14 protein-coding genes are annotated in these 20,654 nt (G+C 56.2%); 9 read left to right on the top strand and 5 right to left on the bottom strand.

Features of this window, described 5'->3' with window-relative positions; translation table 11 throughout:
• Genes ACULPM_RS07140 through ACULPM_RS07120 form a run of 5 tightly spaced genes read left to right on the top strand, consistent with a single transcriptional unit; the run spans window position 1 to window position 4,727 of the window.
• Window positions 1–1,077, top strand: a complete 1,077-nt coding sequence (locus ACULPM_RS07140; protein WP_445331849.1) for a Gfo/Idh/MocA family protein — start codon at window positions 1–3, stop codon at window positions 1,075–1,077.
• Window positions 1,077–1,640: an acyltransferase gene (locus ACULPM_RS07135; protein WP_204832165.1), complete on the top strand. Its 564-nt coding sequence runs from the start codon at window positions 1,077–1,079 to the stop codon at window positions 1,638–1,640. Before ACULPM_RS07140 ends, ACULPM_RS07135 begins: the two co-directional genes overlap by 1 nt.
• Before the next feature lie 2 nt (window positions 1,641–1,642).
• Window positions 1,643–2,764, top strand: coding sequence for a DegT/DnrJ/EryC1/StrS family aminotransferase (locus ACULPM_RS07130; protein ID WP_445331848.1), 1,122 nt, complete (start codon window positions 1,643–1,645; stop codon window positions 2,762–2,764).
• Window positions 2,761–4,110 carry a lipopolysaccharide biosynthesis protein gene (locus ACULPM_RS07125; protein WP_445331847.1) on the top strand — a complete coding sequence of 450 codons (1,350 nt, stop codon included), beginning with the start codon at window positions 2,761–2,763 and terminating at the stop codon, window positions 4,108–4,110. The genes ACULPM_RS07130 and ACULPM_RS07125 overlap by 4 nt, the downstream gene beginning before the upstream one ends.
• The gene (locus ACULPM_RS07120) at window positions 4,107–4,727 is read left to right on the top strand and encodes an acyltransferase (RefSeq protein ID WP_445331846.1); all 621 of its coding nucleotides are present in this window, start codon (window positions 4,107–4,109) and stop codon (window positions 4,725–4,727) included. Before ACULPM_RS07125 ends, ACULPM_RS07120 begins: the two co-directional genes overlap by 4 nt.
• An 88-nt stretch (window positions 4,728–4,815) precedes the next feature.
• Here ACULPM_RS07120 and ACULPM_RS07115 read toward each other — a convergent pair whose 3' ends face one another.
• The 3 genes from ACULPM_RS07115 to ACULPM_RS07105 form a co-directional block, all read right to left on the bottom strand.
• Window positions 4,816–5,787, bottom strand: coding sequence for a glycosyltransferase family 2 protein (locus tag ACULPM_RS07115; RefSeq protein ID WP_445331845.1), 972 nt, complete (start codon window positions 5,785–5,787; stop codon window positions 4,816–4,818).
• A 264-nt stretch (window positions 5,788–6,051) separates the two neighbouring features.
• On the bottom strand, window positions 6,052–7,875 hold the full coding sequence (locus ACULPM_RS07110; RefSeq protein WP_445331844.1) for a hypothetical protein: 1,824 nt from the start codon (window positions 7,873–7,875) through the stop codon (window positions 6,052–6,054).
• 334 nt (window positions 7,876–8,209) lie between these two features.
• Window positions 8,210–9,856 carry a DUF2142 domain-containing protein gene (locus tag ACULPM_RS07105; RefSeq protein ID WP_445331843.1) on the bottom strand — a complete coding sequence of 549 codons (1,647 nt, stop codon included), beginning with the start codon at window positions 9,854–9,856 and terminating at the stop codon, window positions 8,210–8,212.
• A 1,356-nt stretch (window positions 9,857–11,212) separates the two neighbouring features.
• Between ACULPM_RS07105 and ACULPM_RS07100 the strand changes: the two genes are divergently transcribed.
• Entirely contained in the window at window positions 11,213–11,608 is a 396-nt protein-coding gene (locus ACULPM_RS07100; RefSeq protein WP_445331842.1) for a type II toxin-antitoxin system Phd/YefM family antitoxin, read from the top strand.
• 500 nt (window positions 11,609–12,108) lie between these two features.
• On the opposite strand, the gene ACULPM_RS07095 is transcribed toward ACULPM_RS07100, so the two are convergent.
• Both ACULPM_RS07095 and ACULPM_RS07090 read right to left on the bottom strand, forming a co-directional pair.
• Window positions 12,109–13,884: an AMP-binding protein gene (locus tag ACULPM_RS07095; protein ID WP_445332327.1), complete on the bottom strand. Its 1,776-nt coding sequence runs from the start codon at window positions 13,882–13,884 to the stop codon at window positions 12,109–12,111.
• Between the two features lie 329 nt (window positions 13,885–14,213).
• Window positions 14,214–15,152 carry an InlB B-repeat-containing protein gene (locus tag ACULPM_RS07090; protein ID WP_445331840.1) on the bottom strand — a complete coding sequence of 313 codons (939 nt, stop codon included), beginning with the start codon at window positions 15,150–15,152 and terminating at the stop codon, window positions 14,214–14,216.
• A gap of 1,212 nt (window positions 15,153–16,364) precedes the next feature.
• On the opposite strand from ACULPM_RS07090, the gene ACULPM_RS07085 reads away from it, so the two are divergent.
• From ACULPM_RS07085 to ACULPM_RS07075, 3 genes are all read left to right on the top strand, one after another.
• Window positions 16,365–18,275 (top strand): InlB B-repeat-containing protein, encoded by a 1,911-nt coding sequence (locus ACULPM_RS07085; RefSeq protein WP_445331839.1) that lies wholly within the window; start codon window positions 16,365–16,367, stop codon window positions 18,273–18,275.
• A 261-nt stretch (window positions 18,276–18,536) separates the two neighbouring features.
• Entirely contained in the window at window positions 18,537–19,541 is a 1,005-nt protein-coding gene (locus ACULPM_RS07080) for a CAP domain-containing protein (RefSeq protein WP_445331838.1), read from the top strand.
• A 200-nt stretch (window positions 19,542–19,741) separates the two neighbouring features.
• Window positions 19,742–20,362, top strand: coding sequence for a hypothetical protein (locus ACULPM_RS07075; protein ID WP_445331888.1), 621 nt, complete (start codon window positions 19,742–19,744; stop codon window positions 20,360–20,362).
• Window positions 20,363–20,654 lie beyond the last annotated feature (292 nt).

The following is a 20,654-nucleotide window of genomic DNA, read 5'->3' as shown; positions in this document are numbered from 1 at the left end:
ATGAAGTACGCTCTTATTGGCTGTGGTCGCATCTCGACCAATCATATCGCTGCTGCGGTGCGCAACGAATTCGACATCGTCGCAGTCTGCGACGTCGTCCCCGATCGGATGGAAGATGTCCTTGCCAAGCACGGACTTGAGGGCGATGCTTCTATCGCGCGCTACGCCGACTACCACATGCTCCTCATAGAGCATCCTGAGCTCGAGCTTGTCTCCATCGCCACCGAAAGCGGCAAGCACGCCGCCATCGCGCTCGACTGCATCGACGCTGGCGTGAACGTCATCATCGAGAAGCCCATGGCCATGTCCATGGCAGACGCGGATGAGATCATCCGCCGCTCCGAGGAGCACGGCGTGCTCGTCTCGGCCTGTCACCAGAACCGCTTCAACCTTGCCGTCCAGAAGACGCGAGCAGCGCTCGAGGCAGGACGCTTCGGCCGGCTCTCTCACGGTTCCATCCACGTTCGCTGGAACCGCGACAAGGGCTATTACGAGCAGGCGCCTTGGCGTGGCACTTGGGCTGAGGACGGCGGCTGCCTCATGAACCAGTGCATTCACGGCATCGACCTGCTGCGGTGGATGATGGGCGACGAGCTCGTAGAGGTCTACGGTCAGACGCGCCAGCGCTTCCACGACTACCTTGAGGCGGAGGACGTGGGCGTGGCGGTGCTCACCTTTGCAAATGGCGCCGTCGCCACGGTCGAGGGCACGGTCAACGTCTACCCCAAGAACCTCGAGGAGACGCTCTATCTCTTTGGCGAGACCGGGACTGTCAAGATTGGCGGCACCTCGACGAACAACATTGACGTCTGGGATTTCGCGAGTGAGGAGAAAGGGGACGTCGAGAACCAAGGCCTTAAGGAGGCCACATCCAACGTCTATGGAAATGGCCACACGGCGCTCTTCGCTGACATGGCCGACGCCATCGCCAAGCACACGACGCCCTATGTGGACGCCCATGCTGGCCGTGCGGCACTCGAAGCGGTGCTTGCAATCTACCAGAGCCAGCGGACGGGCAAGCCTGTGAGGCTGCCGCTCACGGACTGTTCGACGCTTGACATGATGGGGGAGTTCTAGTGGCTGCATTCGTGCACCCTACGGCGGTCATTGACGAGGGGGCCACCATCGGCGATGGCACCAAGGTGTGGCATTTCTGCCACATCCAGTCTGGTGCGCGGGTTGGTGAGGGCTGCAGCCTTGGACAGAACGTGAACGTTGCGAACGATGTCACCATCGGCGATGGCGTGAAGATTCAGAACAACGTTTCCATCTATCAGGGCGTGGAGCTTGGCGACTGGGTGTTCTGCGGGCCGTCCTGCGTCTTCACAAACGATCTCACCCCGCGTGCCAAGTACCCCAAGGGCGCGGCCAACTACCTCAGGACACTTGTGCGCACCGGTGCCTCCATCGGGGCAAATGCCACAATCGTGTGCGGGCATGAGATAGGGGAGTGGGCAATGATTGGCGCCGGCGCCGTCGTGACCGCGGACGTCCCCGCCCACGCACTCATGCTTGGCGTGCCGGCGCGCCAAGTCGGCTGGGCCTGCGAATGCGGAGCCGTGCTGTCCGACGACTTGACCTGCCCCTCGTGCGGGCGACGCTACGAGAAGAACGGTGACGAGCTTAGGGAGATTGGCTAGTCATGGAATTCAGGGATCTGAGAGCGCAGCACGTTGCTCTCAAGGAGGATATCGATGCGGCGCTTATGGATACTGTTGCCGCAGGTCGCTTCATCGGAGGCGACCCCGTTTCCCTGCTGGAGCAAGAGCTTGCCGATTACGTTGGGGTTAAGCATTGCATCTCCTGTGGCAACGGAACGGACGCGCTGCAGCTCGCTCTCATGGCGTGGGGGATCGGTGCGGGCGATGCCGTCATCGTGCCGGACTTCACGTTCTTCTCTTCAGGCGAGGTCGTTTCCGCCGTCGGTGCCACCCCGGTCTTTGTTGACATACTTGAGGACACCTTCAATATCGACCCCTCTCAGATTGCTCCCGCTTGTGCCCTGGCGCGGGGGCAGGGGCTCATCCCTCGGGCGGTTATCGCTGTTGACCTGTTTGGACAGCCGGCGGATTACCCCTCGATTCGCATGGTGTGCGAAAGCGAGGAGCTCCTTCTGCTCGAGGATGGTGCTCAGGGCTTTGGTGGTGCCATCGGCGAGAGACGTGCCTGCTCCTTCGGCGACATCTCGACGACGAGCTTCTTTCCCGCAAAGCCCTTGGGTTGCTACGGCGACGGTGGAGCCATCTTCACTGATAGCGATGAATGGGCGACGCTCATTCGCAGTTACGCCGTACATGGCAAGGGCTCGATGAAATACGACAACGTCCGCGTTGGCATGAACAGCCGTCTCGATACCATCCAGGCGGCAATCTTGCGCGTGAAGCTCGCGGCGTTCGCGGAGCACGAGCTGGATGACGTGAACGAGCGCGCGACGTGGTACGAGGGACTGCTTGGGAGCACTTCTTACAAGACGCCGTCGGTTCTCGAGGGGTATCTGAGCTCGTGGGCGCAGTATACCGTGATTTGCCCCGATGGCGTTGACCGCGACGAGCTTCAGGCCGCGCTCAAGTCACGGGGCGTCCCCACGAACGTCTACTATCCCAAGCCCATGCACGAGCAGCTCGCGTTTGCCGGCGGCCGCCTGCTGTTGCCCTGCCCGGTGACCGAACGCCTGTGCAAGGAGGTTCTTAGCTTGCCGATGGGGCCATACCTCACGCAGGAGGATGCCAGGCAGGTCGCCGATCTTCTCGAAAGATTGTCATGACTTCTTCGTATATCCCCGACAGCCTTGTCGGCGGACTTCGGCGCCTCTTCAGGGCAGGCCTGTTCGACATCTTTGGTGCCGACGCGCTGAACAAGGTGCTTACATTCGTAAGCGGCATGATCGTCGTGCGCCTCATCCCTCAAGAGGCATATGGCGTGTATAGCTATGCTTATAATATTCTTAATATCGTTCTTCTTTTTAACGGCCTCGGGGCCTCATCCGCCATTTTGCAGTTTGCGAGCGAGAAGGCTTTCTCGGGCAGAAGGGATGCCATCGAGGAGATTGGTGTCCGCATCGGGTTTGCGTTCGACCTGCTGCTGCTCGTTGTCATGGCGGCCCTGCCGTTCTTCGTTGATTTGCCAGTCGAGGGAAGCGGGGAAATGCTCCGCCTTTGGTGCATTTATCCCTGCCTGCAGCTCGCCTATGACATCCAGCTCGTCTCGCTTCGGTCCTCCCTCAGGAATCGAGAGTACGCGCTGTGCACCAATGTGAATACGACGCTCGTTCTGCTCGGCTCAGTTTCGGGAGCGGCGATGGGCGGCCCCTACGGCCTCATTGTAGGCCGTAGTTTAGCGATGGTTATGAGCGTTGTCACGATAGCCGCTCTTTTCAAAGTCCCCGAGTTTCTGTGTGCGTGGGCTCGCCGGAGAAGCCCTAGGGCGGAGCTGAGTGAGGAATGCCGCCGCCCATCGGATGCGCTCGATCGTGCAGAGAGACGATCATTTTTCGGTGTTGCTGTCACCACGGCAGTGAACACGGGGATAAACCAGCTCGTGTATTACTTGGGGACGGCAATGATTGGCGCTCTGACGGCGAGCGCTGTCGACACGGCTCTGTTTCAGACGACGCTCGCCATCCCGACCGCGCTCAACTTCGTTCCTTCGACGCTCGCCCTGTTCATCTACCCTTACTTTGCTCGACACAAGGATGAGCCGGGCTGGGTTCTGAAGAGATACGGACAGGTGATAATTGCCACGGTGCTGCTCGCAGGGGCTGTCTCCGTTGGTATCTCCCTGTTCGCGCCCTGGATTCTGAATACCTTGTATGGCGAGTCATACGTACGAGGATCCGAGATACTACGGATTCTTATGATTGGGTGGTTCTTCTCTGCTACCTTGAGGACGATTGCCTCGAACTTGCTCATCACGCAGAGAAGGTTGGCGTACGGCGTTGCCGTAGCGGTGGCCTCGACTATCCTTATTGTTGTTCTGAATCGGCTGCTGGTGCCGACGGCGGGAATCGTCGGCGCGGCATGGGCACAGGTGATCGTCTATTTGGCGTCGGGACTTGCCTACTCGGCATACTTTGTGCTCTCCGTGACGAGGCGAGGACGGGGGCGTCAGTGAAGAATCTCGGGACGCTCATCTCACAGGTCAAGGAGTCGGACCACTCGCTGGCATGGCTTCTTTGCACGGGAGTTGATGCCGCCCTCGTTTTTGCTGCGGTGAAACTATTCGGACGTTTGGCATACGATGGGCGCTACCTTCAGGGCAAGTGGTTTGAGCATCTGTGGTCCCCGGGTTGGCGCTGGGCGTTTAACGGCATGGTTCGCAAGCTGTTCACGGGGCACGGAAGGGGTGTGCCTTGGCCCATCGGCCCCGGATGTGACTGCGGTCGGGATGTGGAATTCTCTCCGGACGAAATAAACAATTTTCAAGTCTCGTCGTATTATCAGGCCTTTGGAGGGGCAAAGATTTGGCTTGGCCACAACGTCTGGATAGCGCGCGGATGCTGCCTAATCACGACGAATCATGACCCGGCCAACCCCGAGAGGCACCAGCAGGGCAAGGATATACGGATTGGCGACAACTGTTGGCTTGGCGCAAATGTTGTTATCATGCCCGGTGTCGAGCTTGGACCGAATACTGTCGTAGGTGCAAACGCAGTAGTGACCAAGAGTTTCTCGGACGGCCATTGTGTCTTAGTTGGCGTTCCGGCAAAACCTATCCATCGTATCGATTAACCCCTCCTGTCGAGGTGTGTCTATGACGCAGCGAATGGCTTCCGGATGAAACGGAGCCGCTCAGTACAGCTTGTAGAATCAATAATATTTATAGTATTGAAATAAGATAGAGAAGTACTCTATCCAGTCCAACTTTATGAAGCTTTATTATGAGCCATACGGACCATCTTATTTTTACCGTTTGACCCACTGATGCCGAAAGGTGGAAGAGGGGATTGGTCTCATATTCCGGAAACAGGCGCTTTGCGGTGGAGAAGATTAGGGTTCGTCGAGAGCGCATATCCTCAACACCACAGCCGTGCGCATATGTGATGAGCGCGTTAAGCGCATTGGCGATATAGGCATAGCAGACTACGTCACGTTTAGAGGACCTGAGCGATGCAAACGGAAACTCATCGTTAAGCTGATTGAACATGCTAACGACGCTCTTCTCAAAATGTATCGCGTGAGAGATGGTTTTCGTCGTTGACTGTCGGTTGAGGCGATAGTGGTAACCGGTGTAATCCAGCCTCTCGCACGAGGCGCCACCGCAAAAGCATGCCAGATTGAAGAAGATGTCCTCACCGCGCCGCTCTTTGGGAAAGCGAATAGAATGCTCATCAAGAAATGCCAGCCTGAAGAGCTTTGCGCACGCAATGGAGTATGTGGAAAGACACCAAGGAATCTGGGGGGTGGGGCACTCGGTTAGCCGTCCGTCGACGTCGCGAGTATAGCCAGCGACGATTGCGTCGAAATCACCCTGTCGCGCCGCCCTTCGATATGTCGAAATGTAGTCGCCAGCCACGTAATCATCGCTGTCGACGAACGTGACATACTCTCCTCGCGCAAGCGATATACCCCTGTTTCGCGTCTGTCCCTGTCCGACGTTCTCCTCATTCTTCATAATCCTGAACAGGTCGGGATACGTGGTGGCATAGGCCGTCGCTATTTCGAACGATCCATCGGTGCTACAGTCATCGATGCAGATGACCTCATAATCGCTGCAATCTTGCTTGGCGAGGCTTGTGAGGCACTTATCAAGGTATTCTGCGGCATTGTAGATTGGAACAATGACGCTCACGAAGATCGTTCGAGATGTCGTAGCCTTACTGCTCATGGTGACGTCACCCACCAATCTGTGCTATATAGCCAGCTTCGTTTGAATAGATGATCTCGACATCACCGCTCTCCAGCAGAATGTCGGATGCCGCAGCAGTACCATCGTCTCCTTGGTCGGCATAAGGGAGGGTATTAAGTCGAGTAAATAACTTTTGGATATAGCCAATAAGATTTCGTTTGTGATTTTCAGAGTTCGTATAGAGAATCTATCATATCTACCTAGCATCTAGTGATTTTGTTTAATAATATAACCAGCAGAATTAGTATATACAATTATAGGATCATTACTCGAAAGTAACGCCGACACTTCTCGTGATTCAACAGAGCCAACACTTTCATATGGCTCTCTAGTGAGGACTAGGACGTAATCACAAGTCTCGTTTATGTTCTTATATGCCTCTTGAGGTGTCTGTGTCATCCAGGGTCGTATCTCAATCGGATAGTTCTGTCGTTCTTCACGCTGTCGTACAAGCGCAGTCCACCAATAGTATTGTTCAATATTGCCAAGGAAGCCTATCGGTCTTTCAGTCTCATTTGTCAGGCGCTCTGCCTCTTCATATAATTCGAGAGCTTCGGGGTTGAATTCAGAAGCAGATCTCAGCATCGAGTAATTATAAGAATAGATGTCCAAGGCTGGATGGTAACTTTGCCTGATGCCATAATCATGCTCGGGCAAATACTTTGCAAGGCTTTGGTCAATCTGTGATATGGAGACTACACCCATCGCTGTGATGGTGAGCGCACTCGCAATTATTATCTCACGGGCGCCTTCTGCAAGGGTATAGAGGATTCCATATGTGGCACAGGCAAAAATTAGCGGAGAGAAGAGAAAATAGAGCTTAAAGAAATAGTAGGTCGATACTATATCGTTAAACGTGAGTAAAAAAGCAACTAAAAGCGTAATCGAAGTTGCGATAAAAGTCAGGATTACAGGGCTTCTGCGAAGCTGGTTCCGGCGGGACCAAATGGCGACCAATGCAAGCGGGGCAAACAGAATCTGATTGGAATACAGGTTCCGATAGATTCCCCCCTCCCAGGATATGGCGGAAGATGCCGTGACCGTACTGGTACTTGGAAATGTGCCATAGTAGGCAAAATATATACCGAGAACGCCAGTCATAACAAAAATCAATCCAATTGAAACAACAGGCTTCCAGCTGAATAGCCCCCCATTCTTATGCCAATTCCATACGAGCGTGACAAAGAGCACAATATACATCGTTGGGGCGAAAAGTGTGTAACTGTTGATAAGGCCAAAAAGTGACAGTGACATCCCGATGACCCTGAGGGCATTCGTTGCTTGGATAAGTTCTGTGCAAAAAATAATTGCACATAGCGCCATGCACACGCCAACGTTGAGGTAGAAGAAACCGTAAATCATGCTATTAAGTGGATACCCAAGGAGGTATAGCAGCGCCATGGCTAAAAACAACGCTCTCTGTTTCTTATCAGCCTTAGGGATTACCGAGAGCATGAGCGCATAGAACAGAGCTCCGCTAAAGAACAAGATGGTTAAGTCGCCAACAATAAGGGCTTTATAAGCAGACACTGGGTTGACATACATAGATAGTATTTCAGTCCAAGGGGCCATAAAGTTCCAGGCAACATACATCCCTCTAACAGAATCAGTCTCCACAATGGTTCTAATGCGGTCAAGATGTACGGCAGCATCGGATGCCAGCCAGTGTATGGTGAGGTCAGGGCCAAACTCTGCGCGCCCGCAAATTAGGGCCACGCACGCGAGCATGAGCAGTGCACACGAGTCGACCGCATCGTGGCAAAAGTGTTGAATGCCTTTCTGACGATTAATCAGGTAACCGCACGCTGCGCCAAGGACAATATGGAAAACGCTTGAAGACACTAGATTGGTCGGGATTCGTATTATGGTAAGAAGTCCAGCGAATAGGGCGTCTATAGCCATGAGCATAAAAAAGGCCAAAGTAATACGGGATATAAGCCTGTCCTCATCATTTGAGGAGGGCACGATCACAAGACCTGCAAATGCAATAAGATATGAAATTGGATAGACAATCGAAAGCACTGCTGACATCGACTTCTCCTATTTTATATACGCAGTCGCAGATACCCAAAGGAATAACAACTATGCTGAGCTCAGACAGCTTGAATATGACTATAGACGAATATGCTCAAAACAAATGTCAAGAGGTCATTATACCAACTTATCTAGTATACCTTTATATGCTTCAGTGAAGTCAGAATCTTCGCATTTGGAGTATCAGGTAAAGCAGTCCTGTTACCAGCATCGTAGGTCGTGGCCTTCGACTGACAGCCCCTGTTCGGCATCTATACTATCGCTGCGTTCGGCAAAGATCTGAAGCCAAGCGATATACTGCTGCCAACAGTACTCCTCCTGATCAAAATTCTTATATAACAGCTCTTGAGACTATGAACAACCATGTCGTGAGTACTGGAAAACCTCCGCATAGTATGGAAACTAAAGCGTCGTATACCCTACTCGGCATTTTGTTGAGCAGTGGGAAGTTAAGGATAAACACTCCTGCTATCGGTATGAGCGGAATTGCGTACCGTGGTTGAACTCCAATTACGGTGTTAAGGCCTACCTCTGTAAACGAAACGTACATTGCCGTACTAATCAATGCAGCAGTACAGAGTATAATGAAGCATCCAAAAATGATTGATGGAGTGCTGATAAGTCGAGCACTCATTTCCGAAGTGTCTGTAAGCATGATAAAAGTTGCGCAAACAAGCAGTACTCCTTGGAACACGGGGAAAACTTCAGTAAGCTGGCCCATATAATAAAAGTCTGCAAAGGATGTCTCGATGTTGCCAAGGGCGAAAAACTCATGGTATAGGTAGCTTACGAGAATCTTTAGATAGGACAGAGGATTGGAAGCGATAAACGCAAGCTGACGAGAGGGGGAAGCTCCTGTTCCGGCGCGATTGTCTCCGTAGACTGCCCCTCCTGAAAAGATTGTTGGCAGGATGAACGTGGCACATGCGTATATGACAACGACGATTGAGGCGACAACAAAGAGTCTCCTCTGGGTGGGCGTTGCAAAGGCTCGGCCTGGAATTAAGAAGATTACTCCCACGATTGGAAAGTAGACTGCCTTTGGGGCGAGAGCCAGAAAAAGGCAGATGAGAATCAGCCAAAGCTCTTTGGTGAAAACCTTGCGGTTCGAGCAAATGACTCGAACTACAAGAGAAATCGATAACAAAGTAAATGCCACGAGGAACCAGTCGTACGAGTAGTTGCTTGCGGAAAAGATATTGGTCGGCAGCAGTCCAATAGCGAGAAAAAGCCACTTCTTGATTGGAATCAGTCTAATAGCTATGAAGACGAGAAATATGTAGCACAGCAGATTGAAGGTCTTCCCTAGGGCAAAGGTGAGGGTAAATGTCAGTCCGAAGAGCCTTCCAATCCAGATGCCGAGTGCTGATGGAATGTATGATAGGAAGCTGTATTTGGATAATACAGGGGCAAGTCCGGTGACGTTCTCCACAGGCTTGTCGACATCGTTTGCGTCGAGCTCTGATGCAAGCGAGTAGACGCTGTCTCGACTCCACGTCATTGTTTGGTCATAGGCAAACTCCTGCTGGGTCCAGGTTCTGGCACGACTGAAAGCTATGCCCATTCTTCCGAGGGTGCTTTCGTTTTCAAATTCCGGCTCCCTGACGCCAACGTGCTGCATCAGGGAGTCTGAAGGCGATGCCTCCGGCTGCATGATATAGGAGAGCTGGAGTGCATTTGAATAGTGTACTTCATCATCCCATGAGAGCATGTTAGATACCGGAAATGATGAAATGATAGAAAGACCGGTTCCTAATGCTATGGCTGCAAACACTATTTGAGGCTTGAGGTTGTATCCACGGACAGAGGATAAGACCATTATGAGTAGTGCAAAAAAACTGAATGATAGGAAGAGCAGGGGGAGAAGGGCGAGACCAAAAAGGCCGCTTGCGAATAATGCGGAAGCAAATGCAAGGGCAGCAACGGTGCCAGCTAAGGCGAGAACATGGAATGGACTGGGGTTGTGGCGGTAGTCCACTTCCGCGCTGTATGCGCACGGCTTGGGAGATGTGTTTCTTGGCTGTGCCGTGCACGTAATAAGGAGGCACAAGAGAAAGAAGGCAAGCGAGAACAAAAAGACCCTAAAAGGTTTCCAGTCAGAGAGATTTAGCGGAGAAGCGCATTGAGCTCCAACTAATGTTCCAAACTCAAAGAGGAGCCCTGCCAAGGAGGATGCTATCAGCAGATTCACTAAGAGCCGCAAATTTGTTCGTCCAAAAAAACTATTACGTTGTGAAGTAAAAAAGACTCTCCACGAGGTGTATTCGGCGGCAATGACTGCACAAGTAACAAGGATGCCAAAGAGAGAGAATCCTATGGTCGACTCCTGTCCCGCAAGTAAAGAGAGGGAGGTTCCAAGCAGTAGGGTAAACGCTATCAGCAGACAAGGGGTTACTCTGCGGTGTAGGTCGGGGCGGATTATCGAATCAGAGGACTCGTAAGTCAAATCTGTACCTACTTTCTAACAACGGCGAGTGAGACGCCAAGTGCTAATGCCAGTCTAGCGTTCGACCATGAATTGATGCGATACAAATAAGTCTAGCTAATGCAGAGCGGTTGCTTTCCAAATAAGTCTGGGGTCATCGCGGAATCAATGGGGGACTGACCTTCGACCTTACCCATGATAGCGAAACTGCCATTGCTAGAGTCAGATCAATCGTCGACTGTCTGCTTGGAAGACTGCTCAGATTGAGCGTATATCTCGTTTATGGAATCTTCCCTATGGCATGCTTTGTCATCTGTGGTGGTTGCTGTAGTGTGCATAACCCCATACCACAAGAGCACCATAATGGCAGCTGCTTACCTGCTGGCGGGCCTTTACGAGACTACTTTCTTGTCACGTGATAGCGAGGCCATCGGGTTGGGCTCTGTCTTCATTACGTTTGTGCAATAGGCGAGCTCTCTTATACGGCACCATTCCTTGGGTACGATGGATTCAACTTCTCCCTCGATGCAGGCCAGGAAACTGAGGGCGTTGACCGGATGGTCTTCTCGAAGGGCGCGCCCGCCTATCGGCTATATAATCTAATCCTTTCGTATGAGGCAGCCATTACACTACTCGCTTTGACGGGCGCGGCCATCTCGCATCACTTGGCTGGAACTACGAGGGGATAGGCCAGTGCTCGATGAGCAGTGAGGTAGGTAATTATTTTGGTGTTGTATTTCTTTACTACCAGTACAACCCCTCGAGAGAGGGGCAGCCTCGTGGCGACCGGCCGGAGCGACGAGGGCATAGCCTGGTACGGCATCGGATAGGGCGTAGGCGCGCTCCTCTGCGATTAAAGCTGGCGGTTGCTATCAGAATTATGATAGCAACCGCCAGAGAGGAGTCGGCATGCAGCCCGTTCGTCCGGTGAGTGACCTGAGGAACAAGTTCGCGGCGATTTCCGAGGACGTGCACGAGGGCGGTCGCCCCGTCATCCTCACGCGCAACGGCCGCGGCGATATGGTTGTCATGAGCATGGAGTCCTTCGAGGAGCCTAGCTTTCATCCGGAGGTTCTTGTGGCACTGCGCAAGGCAGAGCGTGAGGCGGCAATTTCCGAAAACGCTTCTCGCTTGACGAGGTCCTCTTGGAAGCCCGCGCAGCTGTCGCAAGAGCCACGAGCGTGGAACCCAGCCGTGTATAGGGCCGAGATCCTTCCCTTCGCTCACTGCGACGTGGTTGATGCCGTGAGGTACATGGCACAGACGCTCGGCAGCCCCCAAGCCGCCGAGCGCTTCCTTGACTAGTTTGAGAGGAGGGCCTCGTCGCTCTGCCTGATGCCATGGTGCAGGAGGGCCTGTGTGCCGCTATGCGAGTTGGGTCATGAGTTCCGGACGATGGATGTGGGAGACTATCTGCATTTTCTACTGGATTGAGGAGGAGCCTGAGCGCGTGGCGACCGTGATGCGCGTCCTGTTCGCGGGAACCGACTATGCAAGGAAAGTGAGCGCTGAGCGAGGGCACCCCGAATTAGGACGCGGCGCAGCATTTGCTGGCGAGGCTCGGCTGTTCTTGGAGGGGCGCGCAAGAGATGCGGGGGAGAGGCCTGTCGCGCCCCTCATTTCCCTATGGCGCTTCTCGCGTTGCAGCGCGAACATCCATCCGCCAATCTCTGCTACATCAAATGTGTCGCCTTAATCCAATGGGGCGGGGACGCGGGCGAATCAGAGCGGGCCGCACGCTCGCCCCCAGAGGGGCGGAGCATGCGGCCCGACAGACCGTCAGGAAGCGGATAAGCGAAAGATGCCTAACACCTCTCGTTGAGGGCATCCATCTCGTCGGTCTTCTGGGTCCTCTCGGCCAGGATCTTCTGGGAAAGACCGATACGATTAGTCTTGTAGTGGAAGAAGGGGCGGGCGCTCAGCTGGCGAATCTCGACGGGCTGCATGTACTCCTCGGGCAGACAGTCGCGCACAGGCTTCTCTATGTCAGCGAGGGTGTAGCCGTCCTTGAGCACTACGAAAAGATAGGGCAGGAAATGGCGCGTGTGCTCCACGTCAGGGACCAGCACGAAGAATTCGTCGTCGATGCCTGGGATGTTGGCGTCCGCCACGATGTTTTCGAGTGGGAGGGTTGCGAGGTCGCCACCGCCAAAGCGCGTTGCCTTGCCGCGCGTCTGTACGTAGATGACGCCGTCCTCATTCATCCAGCCAATGTCGCCGGTATGCAGCCAGGTTCGACCGTCGGCGTGCTTCTGCAGCGCCTTTGCGGTGGCCTTGGGGTTGTCGTATCCCAGCATGAGGCCGGGTCCGGCGATGCAAATCTCTCCCATCTGGTTGTAGGTCAGCTCGTTTTGGGTCCCCGGCTCAAACACGCTGACGGTGTTGAATAGCATGGGAATGCCAACGTTGCCGTTGCCCATGGGGTGGGGCGCCATCGGCAGGGAGACGTTGGAGCCCGCCTCGCTGCTGCCGTAGCCGGTGGTAAAGCGGATGTGGCAGTTGTGGTCCTCGAGGAACTTCTGCGCGCGGTGCATCTGATTGTTGTTGTAGGACTCGGAACCGGCGCCCGCTGCCGTGAGGTGAGAGAGGTCGTAGTCGTCAGGCACGCGACCATTGCGCATAACGGTCTCGATGAACATCGGGATAATGGGCCAGCTGTTGGGCTTGTTGCGCATCAGCTCAAGATCGACGTCCTCAACGGCACAGTACGGGTCGAGAATAAGGAGCTTGTTGGATGCGAGCGGCATCAGCACCATGGCAACCACCACGGCGACAAGCGTAGGCGGCAGACACGTGACCATCCAAGTGGGGCGCTGATCGGCGGAACCAGCGTAGAAGTTCATCTGCGCAATGACTGAGAGCATGGTACGCGCTGAGTGAATGACCTGCTTGGAGGGGCCGGTAGATCCGCTGGTGTAGGCGCGGAAAAGCGGACGGTCAATGTTGGTGGGAGCGTAGACCTCACCGATATAGCTGTTGCCGAGGGCAAGGAACTCGTCCCAGGTCAAGGTCTTTGAGCCGTGGGCCTTCTCGGTGGGATAGTGACGGTCAAGATTGGCCCGGACGTAATCGGGCATGTCATCGCGGCTGCAGGAGTTGCACGCGTCGAGAAGCACGACGCGCTCCACGTCCGTATCGGCAAGGAAGCGACCGAGCTCGTCCTGCGAGAGCCAGTCCTGGGCAAACATTGCTTTGGCGCCGGAGTTGCGCACTGCCTCAACGTTCTCGCGCAGGGTATTGTCGCGGCTCAGCAGCGAGGCGCCAATCTTCTCGGCGGCGAGCAGGAGGTAGATGAACTCGGGGACGTTGGCGAGGAACACGGGAATCTGGTCCCCCTCACCAAATCCAAGGCTGCGCAGCGCGCGTGCAGCCTGATCCGCTTGGCCAAAGACCGCGCTCCAGCGAATGCGGGTACCATAGAAGTCGATGGCGTCCACGTCGTCCCCCGGGCAGCTGGCGTGGAGGTACTCCTCCACCGTGCATTCGGGTAGACGTATCATCTTCTGAAGTGCTTCCGGGTAATATTTCAGCCAAGGGCGGTCAACGCTCGGCCTTCCCGTCATCGAGTCTACCGTGTTCATCACGCATGCTCCTTTGTCCTTCTTGGTTTACAGATATGCCAAAAAAGGGCTCTTCAGCGTTTTTGGTGGGTGTCACATCCCGAGGCGAGCCACTCGAAAAGCAGTTCTGCATGCCCTCGGGTTTTCATCCGAGAGAGTCCAATCGAGCTCTGAGGCAGCCTCCTTTTTCTTATTGCATGAGCAGGCTGTGCAGAAGGCCTCCGCCATCGCGCGGGCTCGCGCCGCGAGCAAAGTGCGATGGCGGAGGCCTGCCACTTCCACGAAGCTCTCAGGGTGCTTGATTCACGCGCATTCTGTCACCCTGAGCAAGTGGGCCCTTCTCGTACGACTTAGCTCCGGCGCCTAAGAAGCGCACCAACAGCAGCCGCGGTGACGCCGAGCGCAGCAATGCCCGAAACGGCAACTGTGGCGTCGCCGGTCTCCGGGAGTGCGTCGTCCCCAGAGTCGGCCTTGTCATCGGACGCCGCACCGGAAGTCTGGGCGCCGCCGTTCGGGTCCTCGGAGTCATCGCCGGGATTCTCCGGGCTGGCGCCGGAATCATCCGGATTCGTGTCCGGATCCTCGGGAACGATGACAGGATCATCGGGATCGATCGAAGGATCCTCGACCTCAACCCACTTGGCGTAGAGCGTGATGTCGCTCGTCACGGCAGAGGAGAAGTCATAGGGCGTGAGGCACGCCGGCTCGGTGTGCCAGCCCTCGAAGGAGTAGCCCTCGCGCGTCGGATCAACCTCCGGCTCGGCAACGGCGTCCCCGTCCTCAACTTCGACCACGACGTTTTCCGTCTCGTCGATTTGGTCATCAAAGGTAACCGTATGGGTCTCGATCACGGGATCGGATGCCGAAGGCTCGTACACCGCCTCGATAACGATGTACGGACTGACCTCCAGTCCCTTGAGCTGGTCCGCGGAGACGGGGTTGCCGCCGCAGACAGACCAGCCGACAAAGTCATACCCCTCGAACACGACAGGGTCGGGCACCTCGGATATGGTCATCTTGCCATCGACGATGGGACCCTCGACGTCCTGCATCGTTGAGGCGCCGCTCTCAGGATCGGTGCACTGGAAGGTGATGAAGCCCTGCTGCTGCTCCGGCTCCTGATCGTCGCCACAGCCCGGCCCAAACCCATCCCAGTAGGGCGCGCCGCAGAGATCGCAGATGCCCCATGGGAAGACCAGGTCGACGTACAGGTGCGAGTTCTCCCAGTTGCCGTAATGCCAGCCGAGGGCCGACTTGTCCTCCGGGCTGCCTGCATCCTGCGCTGACACGGGATTCGTGGCGGCATCGCCCTCCTCGGCATATGCCGAGGCAATCGGCAGAGCAACGGGGCTCAGCGCAACCGCTACCGCGAGCCCAGCGGTTACCGCGAGAGTCCCTCCGGTTCTTCTCTTCATGTATGTATCGCTCTCCTCTTTGTTCCATTTTGCCCAAAATGGGTCGCCTCAACGGATGGCAAGTATCATAACTCTGGCATAATTAGTTGCGCAACATTTATGTTTTTGTCACAATCAGGGAGTTTGAGGGCGCAGCCCATCCATCCTTTAGAAATGCCTCTGCCGGATCAGCATATCTATGGCCGGGCAGCCGCGCATCCCGCTTCACCCCGGCATCCCCGAACAGCCGCCTCCATGCCAAGTACGGCGCCGTGTCTCAGTGCGCCCGCTTGCAACGTGCGCGCACATGCCCCGTGGGTCGCGCTGGGGAGCGTCTCGCGCGCCCCTCTCGGTAGAACTGCCAGGACGCAGCGCTGCGCCCGTCGCGTCGCAGCGTCGGTGACCCCACTCGCCGAGCTGATGGGGTCGTAGCCAGCCGGCGTGCGCTCGGGAAGACTGCGAAGCGGATGGCGATCGTGAGCCGAGGGGAGGCGTCATTCCGCGTGCCAGAGGGTTCTCCAAAAGGCGCTTCCCCAAGGCCCGACTACATCGCCCCATTCCGCGTTGTCCGCATGGGGTCCGAGATGGCGTCTGGGCGTCTGTGTCGTCCCATGGTCGAGATTGGCAGTGGGCTCTTCGTGGGCGTTATAGAGGCCGAGCGGCAGCACATGTCCGAGCAGCAATATATATAAGATGCGCATGACCTTGCCCCTATGCGCGTGATTCGCGGAGGGGGCCGACGTGATGACGAGGGCCAGGAGCCAGCTGTGTCCGGGCCTCTTTCTGCTTATGCGTGAAGGAGGGTTACCGCTCGTCCCGCAGCGCTACCCGCCGGGATGAGAGGCTTGCGAGGTTCGTCTTCCTGCAGGTGATGCTAGGGTAAAATCCGAAGGAAGGGACGGGAGTGTCCCGCTCCCGCCCCCTTCGCAAACGCTGACGCCGAGGCACGATCCGAGACAGACCAACAGTAACGCTATGCTAACCGACTTCAAAGTTGCTCAACTAACATCATCAGAGTTATGATATTGGCACCATATAATTCGTGCATAGGCTGATTTCGTAGCGGCCTATGCCGGATTTGGCTGACTAGGAGAAGGGACTCTGGAGATGGATTTTAGGAGCAAGGGGAAGCTGGCGGCGACCGCAGGCCTTGCCACCGTGCTCGCGCTGAGCCCGGTCGTCGCTCCGGTGGCAACCGCGTTTGCCGCCGACGGAAATACTGAGACGGGCACCGAGGCTCAAGATGCAGAGACGTATACCGTCACCTTTATATTCGGTAACGACCTCAACGATGATAAGGTCGAGACCTATGAGGCCGGCAAGCGAGTGAGCAGGCCGACCGGCTACCTCGCCGCCGAAGGCGAGACCATCTATGGCTGGTACACGGATCCCGAGCTTACCAACGAGTACTACTTCAACACGGGCATCGATCAGGACCTGGTGCTCTACGCCAAGTGGGGTGAGAGCGAACACACGGTAACGTATTGGAATGAGACGTCTTACGACGATATGACTGATGCGACGCCGTATCTTGTCGAAACCGTGGAGCATGGCGAAACACACCCGCGACCTGACAACCCTCCCGAGCGCGATGGCTACAAGTTTGAGGCTTGGTACTCTGACAAAGAGTGCACGCAGCGCTACAACTTCCGTGCCGTAGAGGCTGATACCGACGTTTACGCTGGCTGGACGAAGGATCCGACGGTCACGTACTACCTGAGCCCTGAGTCTAAGGAGCCCTTCTACACCGTCACGGTTGACCTCGACCTCAGCCCTGATGAGCAGCGAGAGCTGCTTAACAAGTCTGCGGCGTTCGAGCACCTCAAGGTCGAGATTCCCGAGGGCTACGAGTTCGACGGTTTTTACACTACCCCCGACTACTCGGGAAGTAAGTTCACGAACTTTGGCGGCGTAAAAGAGGACACTACGCTCTATGTCAAGTTCAAGCAGACGCCTGTCGTGACCTATGACTTCCAGCTCGAGGGCGTGGAGGACCAGACTGCCGACGTCTACCTCGGCGACTATGCCGACCCGATGACTTACGACGGCAATGAGGGGAACGTGATTGCGGGCTGGTACACCGATCCTGGGTGCACCGAAGAGTACGACTTCACCGAGCCGGTCATGGGCGACATGACGCTCTACGCCAAGTGGGTTGTCGCTCGGTCCGTCACGTTCGACGACGGCGTCGACGGCAACGAGGACGTCGTCTCGACGGTCGCCAACGGCGAGCCCGTTGCCAAGCCCGCCGACCCCGTCCGCGAGGGCTACGAGTTCGCCGGCTGGTACGCCGACGAGGACTGCACCGTGGCCTACGACTTCACCAAGCCCGTCACGGGCGACATCACGCTCTACGCCAAGTGGGACATCAGGAAGCTCTCCGTCACGTTCGACGACGGCGTCGACGGCAACGACGACGTCGTCTCGCCGGTCGACTACGGCGAGCCCGTTGCCAAGCCCGACGACCCCGTCCGCGAGGGCTACGACTTCGCCGGCTGGTACGCCGATGAGGCCTGCACCGTGGCCTACGACTTCACCAAGCCCGTCACGGGCGACATGACGCTCTACGCCAAGTGGGACCAGAAGTCTGCCGCTATGTACCGCCTCTACAACCCCTATACCGGCGAGCACTTCTACACCTCCTCTGCGTTCGAGCGTGACTCTCTGGTGTCGGTGGGCTGGGAGTCCGAGGGCGAGGGCTGGGTGGCCCCCTCTGCGGGTGCTCCTGTCTACCGCCTCTACAACCCCTACGTCGAGGGTGGCGATCACCACTACACGCTCTCGGTTGTCGAGCGCGACTCGCTCGTGGAGGCAGGCTGGGAGTACGAGGGCGTGGGCTGGTACTCGGCCTCTGACGAGGATGGCAACGCCATCAAGGGTGCCGTGCCCATCTACCGTCAGTACAACCCCTACGCGACGACCGGCACCCACAACTACACCACGAGCGAGGTCGAGAGGGACAGTCTCGTGGCGGCCGGCTGGAACGACGAGGGCATAGCCTGGTACGGCATCAGGTAAAGGCGACTATCGTTTGGGCGACTGATGATTTGTCCCTGAAATGAGGGCGCGTGGGGTCGACGGGTTCGTCCGCCGACCCCACGCGCCTTTTGCGGACTGAGGGTTGATTGGCCTGATGGGAAGAGAGAAAGAATCAGTTTGATAGACAACCGGCACCTCTTTGGAAGCCTTTTCAAGTCTGTTTGTCCATCGTTTCTTGGGTCCTGTCATTCGCGTATACGCCGCTTGCTTGGGCTATGGGGACGTAGTTTGGAGATTGCTATGGGATGCAACAACCTAAGGGGACGGTGGATAACAGGGCTTCTTGCCCTTGTTGTCATCCTCGGGCTCATGTGGCTCAATCCCGGTGTGGCCCGGGCTGCGCCCATCGATCAGCAGGGCGTATCGGGCGTGACGAACTTTGACTACGCGCGGGAGGTCGTCGATGGCGTGAATGCCGAGCGGGCCGCTGAGGGCCTCGCGCCGCTTGCCCTTGACGAGGAGCTGACCAGCGCTGCGATGCTGCGCGCGGGGGAGACGGCTGTTACGTTTAGCCATGTTCGCCCGAATGGACTTATCTGCACCTCGGTTTCATCCAAGGCTTTTGGCGAGAATATTGCCATGGGGTATATGTCTCCATCTGCGGTTATGCAGGGATGGATGCAGAGCGAGGGTCATCGAGCAAACATTCTGAGCTCACGTTACAGGTCGATCGGAGTCGGCTGCATTAACGTTGGAGGTTCCTACTACTGGGTTCAGCTGTTTGGAATCGAGGAAGGTGTCGGAGACGTTCCGTACGGGTCATACTCCGTGACGATGCCCACTATGGGCATTGCGGGTAGGGCTGATAGCGATGGCGCTGAGATGCAGCGTCTCTACAATCCGTATACGGGCGAGCACTTCTATACCGAAAGCGTTGCTGAGGCATACGCTCTTGTCGCGGTCGGCTGGGCATACGAGGGCATAGGCTGGACGGCACCGGCTTCCGGTGCCCCGGTCTATCGTCTCTACAACTCGTATGCGGCTGGCGGCGACCACCATTACACCACGAGCGCGATCGAACGCGACGCCCTTGTCGCAGAGGGGTGGTCCTACGAGGGAGTGGGCTGGCGCTCGGCAGAGGATTCTAGGGGCGAGCCTGCGGACGGCGCGGTGCCGCTCTATCGACAATACAATCCGTTTGCTGCAACTGGAACTCATAACTATACAACGTCGAAGTTTGAGAACGACAGCCTTGTTTCCGCCGGTTGGCGGGAGGAGGGCATTGCGTGGTATGGAGTGGGGTAGCGTGGGTCTATATCTCGGGGACTGCAATCTGGCCTCGTCGCCATATGAACGGCGCCTGGGCTAGTCGGAAAGAGAGGAATAGGATGCGCAAAGAAAGAAAAGCGTCAAGGGAGCGGGGCCTGGTTCGTTAGCTGGCAGCAATTGTGCTGGGCATAATCATTGTTCTTCCCGCGACCGCCCAGGCCGCCACCTCCCAAGACATGTATCGTCTTTATAACCCTTATACAGGCGAGCACTTCTATACGTCAAGCGTCGTAGAGCGCGACAGCCTGGTTCCAGCGGGTTGGACCTGGGAAGGTGTCGGCTGGGTTGCGCCGACCTCGGGTGAGCCCGTCTATCGTCTCTATAATCCCTTTGTGCCGGGTGGGGACCATCACTACACCACGAGTAAGTTTGAGTGTGACTCACTTGTCGCTGCAGGCTGGAGCTACGAGGGCGTGGGCTGGCAATCGGGAGGCTCTGTGCCAATCTACCGTCAGTACAATCCCTTTGCCGTAACCGGAACTCACAACTACACCACGTCGGCCGACGAAAACAACCACCTTGTCACAATTGGCTGGCGTGAGGAGGGTGTTGGCTGGTACGGAACCGGCACTGGCTGGACATTCCCACCGCAGGAGCCCGGTGAGCCCGAGCAACCGGGCGGCTCCCAGCAGCCTGGCGATACGCAGACCTCTGTCGTCTACTGGACTCCCGGCGGAGAGGTCTGGCACTCAACGAGGAACTGCCCCTCGCTTAAACGCTCTACTACGATATATTCCGGCTCCATTACTGATGCTCAGTCTGCCGGTAAGAGTCGGCCTTGCAAGAACTGCTATTAGTCCATTTGGGTTCGTAGTCAAGCTACCTTGAAGCATCACACCAAGGCCGAGCGACCTGAAACGGTTGCTCGGCCTTGGTGCTTTGTCGTTTGTGGCTTATAGGACAAAATGTGTGTCCGCTTCAGGGGCATCGACGCAGGTCGATGCCCCTTTTTCTCGGCCTTTAATCCGTGCGGAGCTTTTAACCACTCGGACAGAAAGTGTGTCCGCCCGCGCCCCGTCTCCGCAGGTCGATGGCGGAAAATCCGACCGTTAAACCCGACGGAATCGAGGTTCGCGGATGAAGGCGGTC

It is taken from the genome of Thermophilibacter sp. ZX-H3 (assembly GCF_052599055.1).
The sequence above is the reverse complement of the archived record's forward strand: the minus strand, read 5'-3'. Positions and strand labels throughout refer to the sequence as shown.

Coding starts and splice junctions, on each gene's coding strand:
- ACULPM_RS07125 (WP_445331847.1), top strand. CDS start 2,761: ATGACTTCTTCGTATATCCCCGACAGCCTTGTCGGCGGACTTCGGCGC.
- ACULPM_RS07140 (WP_445331849.1), top strand. CDS start 1: ATGAAGTACGCTCTTATTGGCTGTGGTCGCATCTCGACCAATCATATC.
- ACULPM_RS07095 (WP_445332327.1), bottom strand. CDS start 13,884: ATGAACACGGTAGACTCGATGACGGGAAGGCCGAGCGTTGACCGCCCT.
- ACULPM_RS07110 (WP_445331844.1), bottom strand. CDS start 7,875: ATGTCAGCAGTGCTTTCGATTGTCTATCCAATTTCATATCTTATTGCA.
- ACULPM_RS07075 (WP_445331888.1), top strand. CDS start 19,742: ATGTATCGTCTTTATAACCCTTATACAGGCGAGCACTTCTATACGTCA.
- ACULPM_RS07130 (WP_445331848.1), top strand. CDS start 1,643: ATGGAATTCAGGGATCTGAGAGCGCAGCACGTTGCTCTCAAGGAGGAT.
- ACULPM_RS07100 (WP_445331842.1), top strand. CDS start 11,213: ATGCAGCCCGTTCGTCCGGTGAGTGACCTGAGGAACAAGTTCGCGGCG.
- ACULPM_RS07085 (WP_445331839.1), top strand. CDS start 16,365: ATGGATTTTAGGAGCAAGGGGAAGCTGGCGGCGACCGCAGGCCTTGCC.
- ACULPM_RS07080 (WP_445331838.1), top strand. CDS start 18,537: ATGGGATGCAACAACCTAAGGGGACGGTGGATAACAGGGCTTCTTGCC.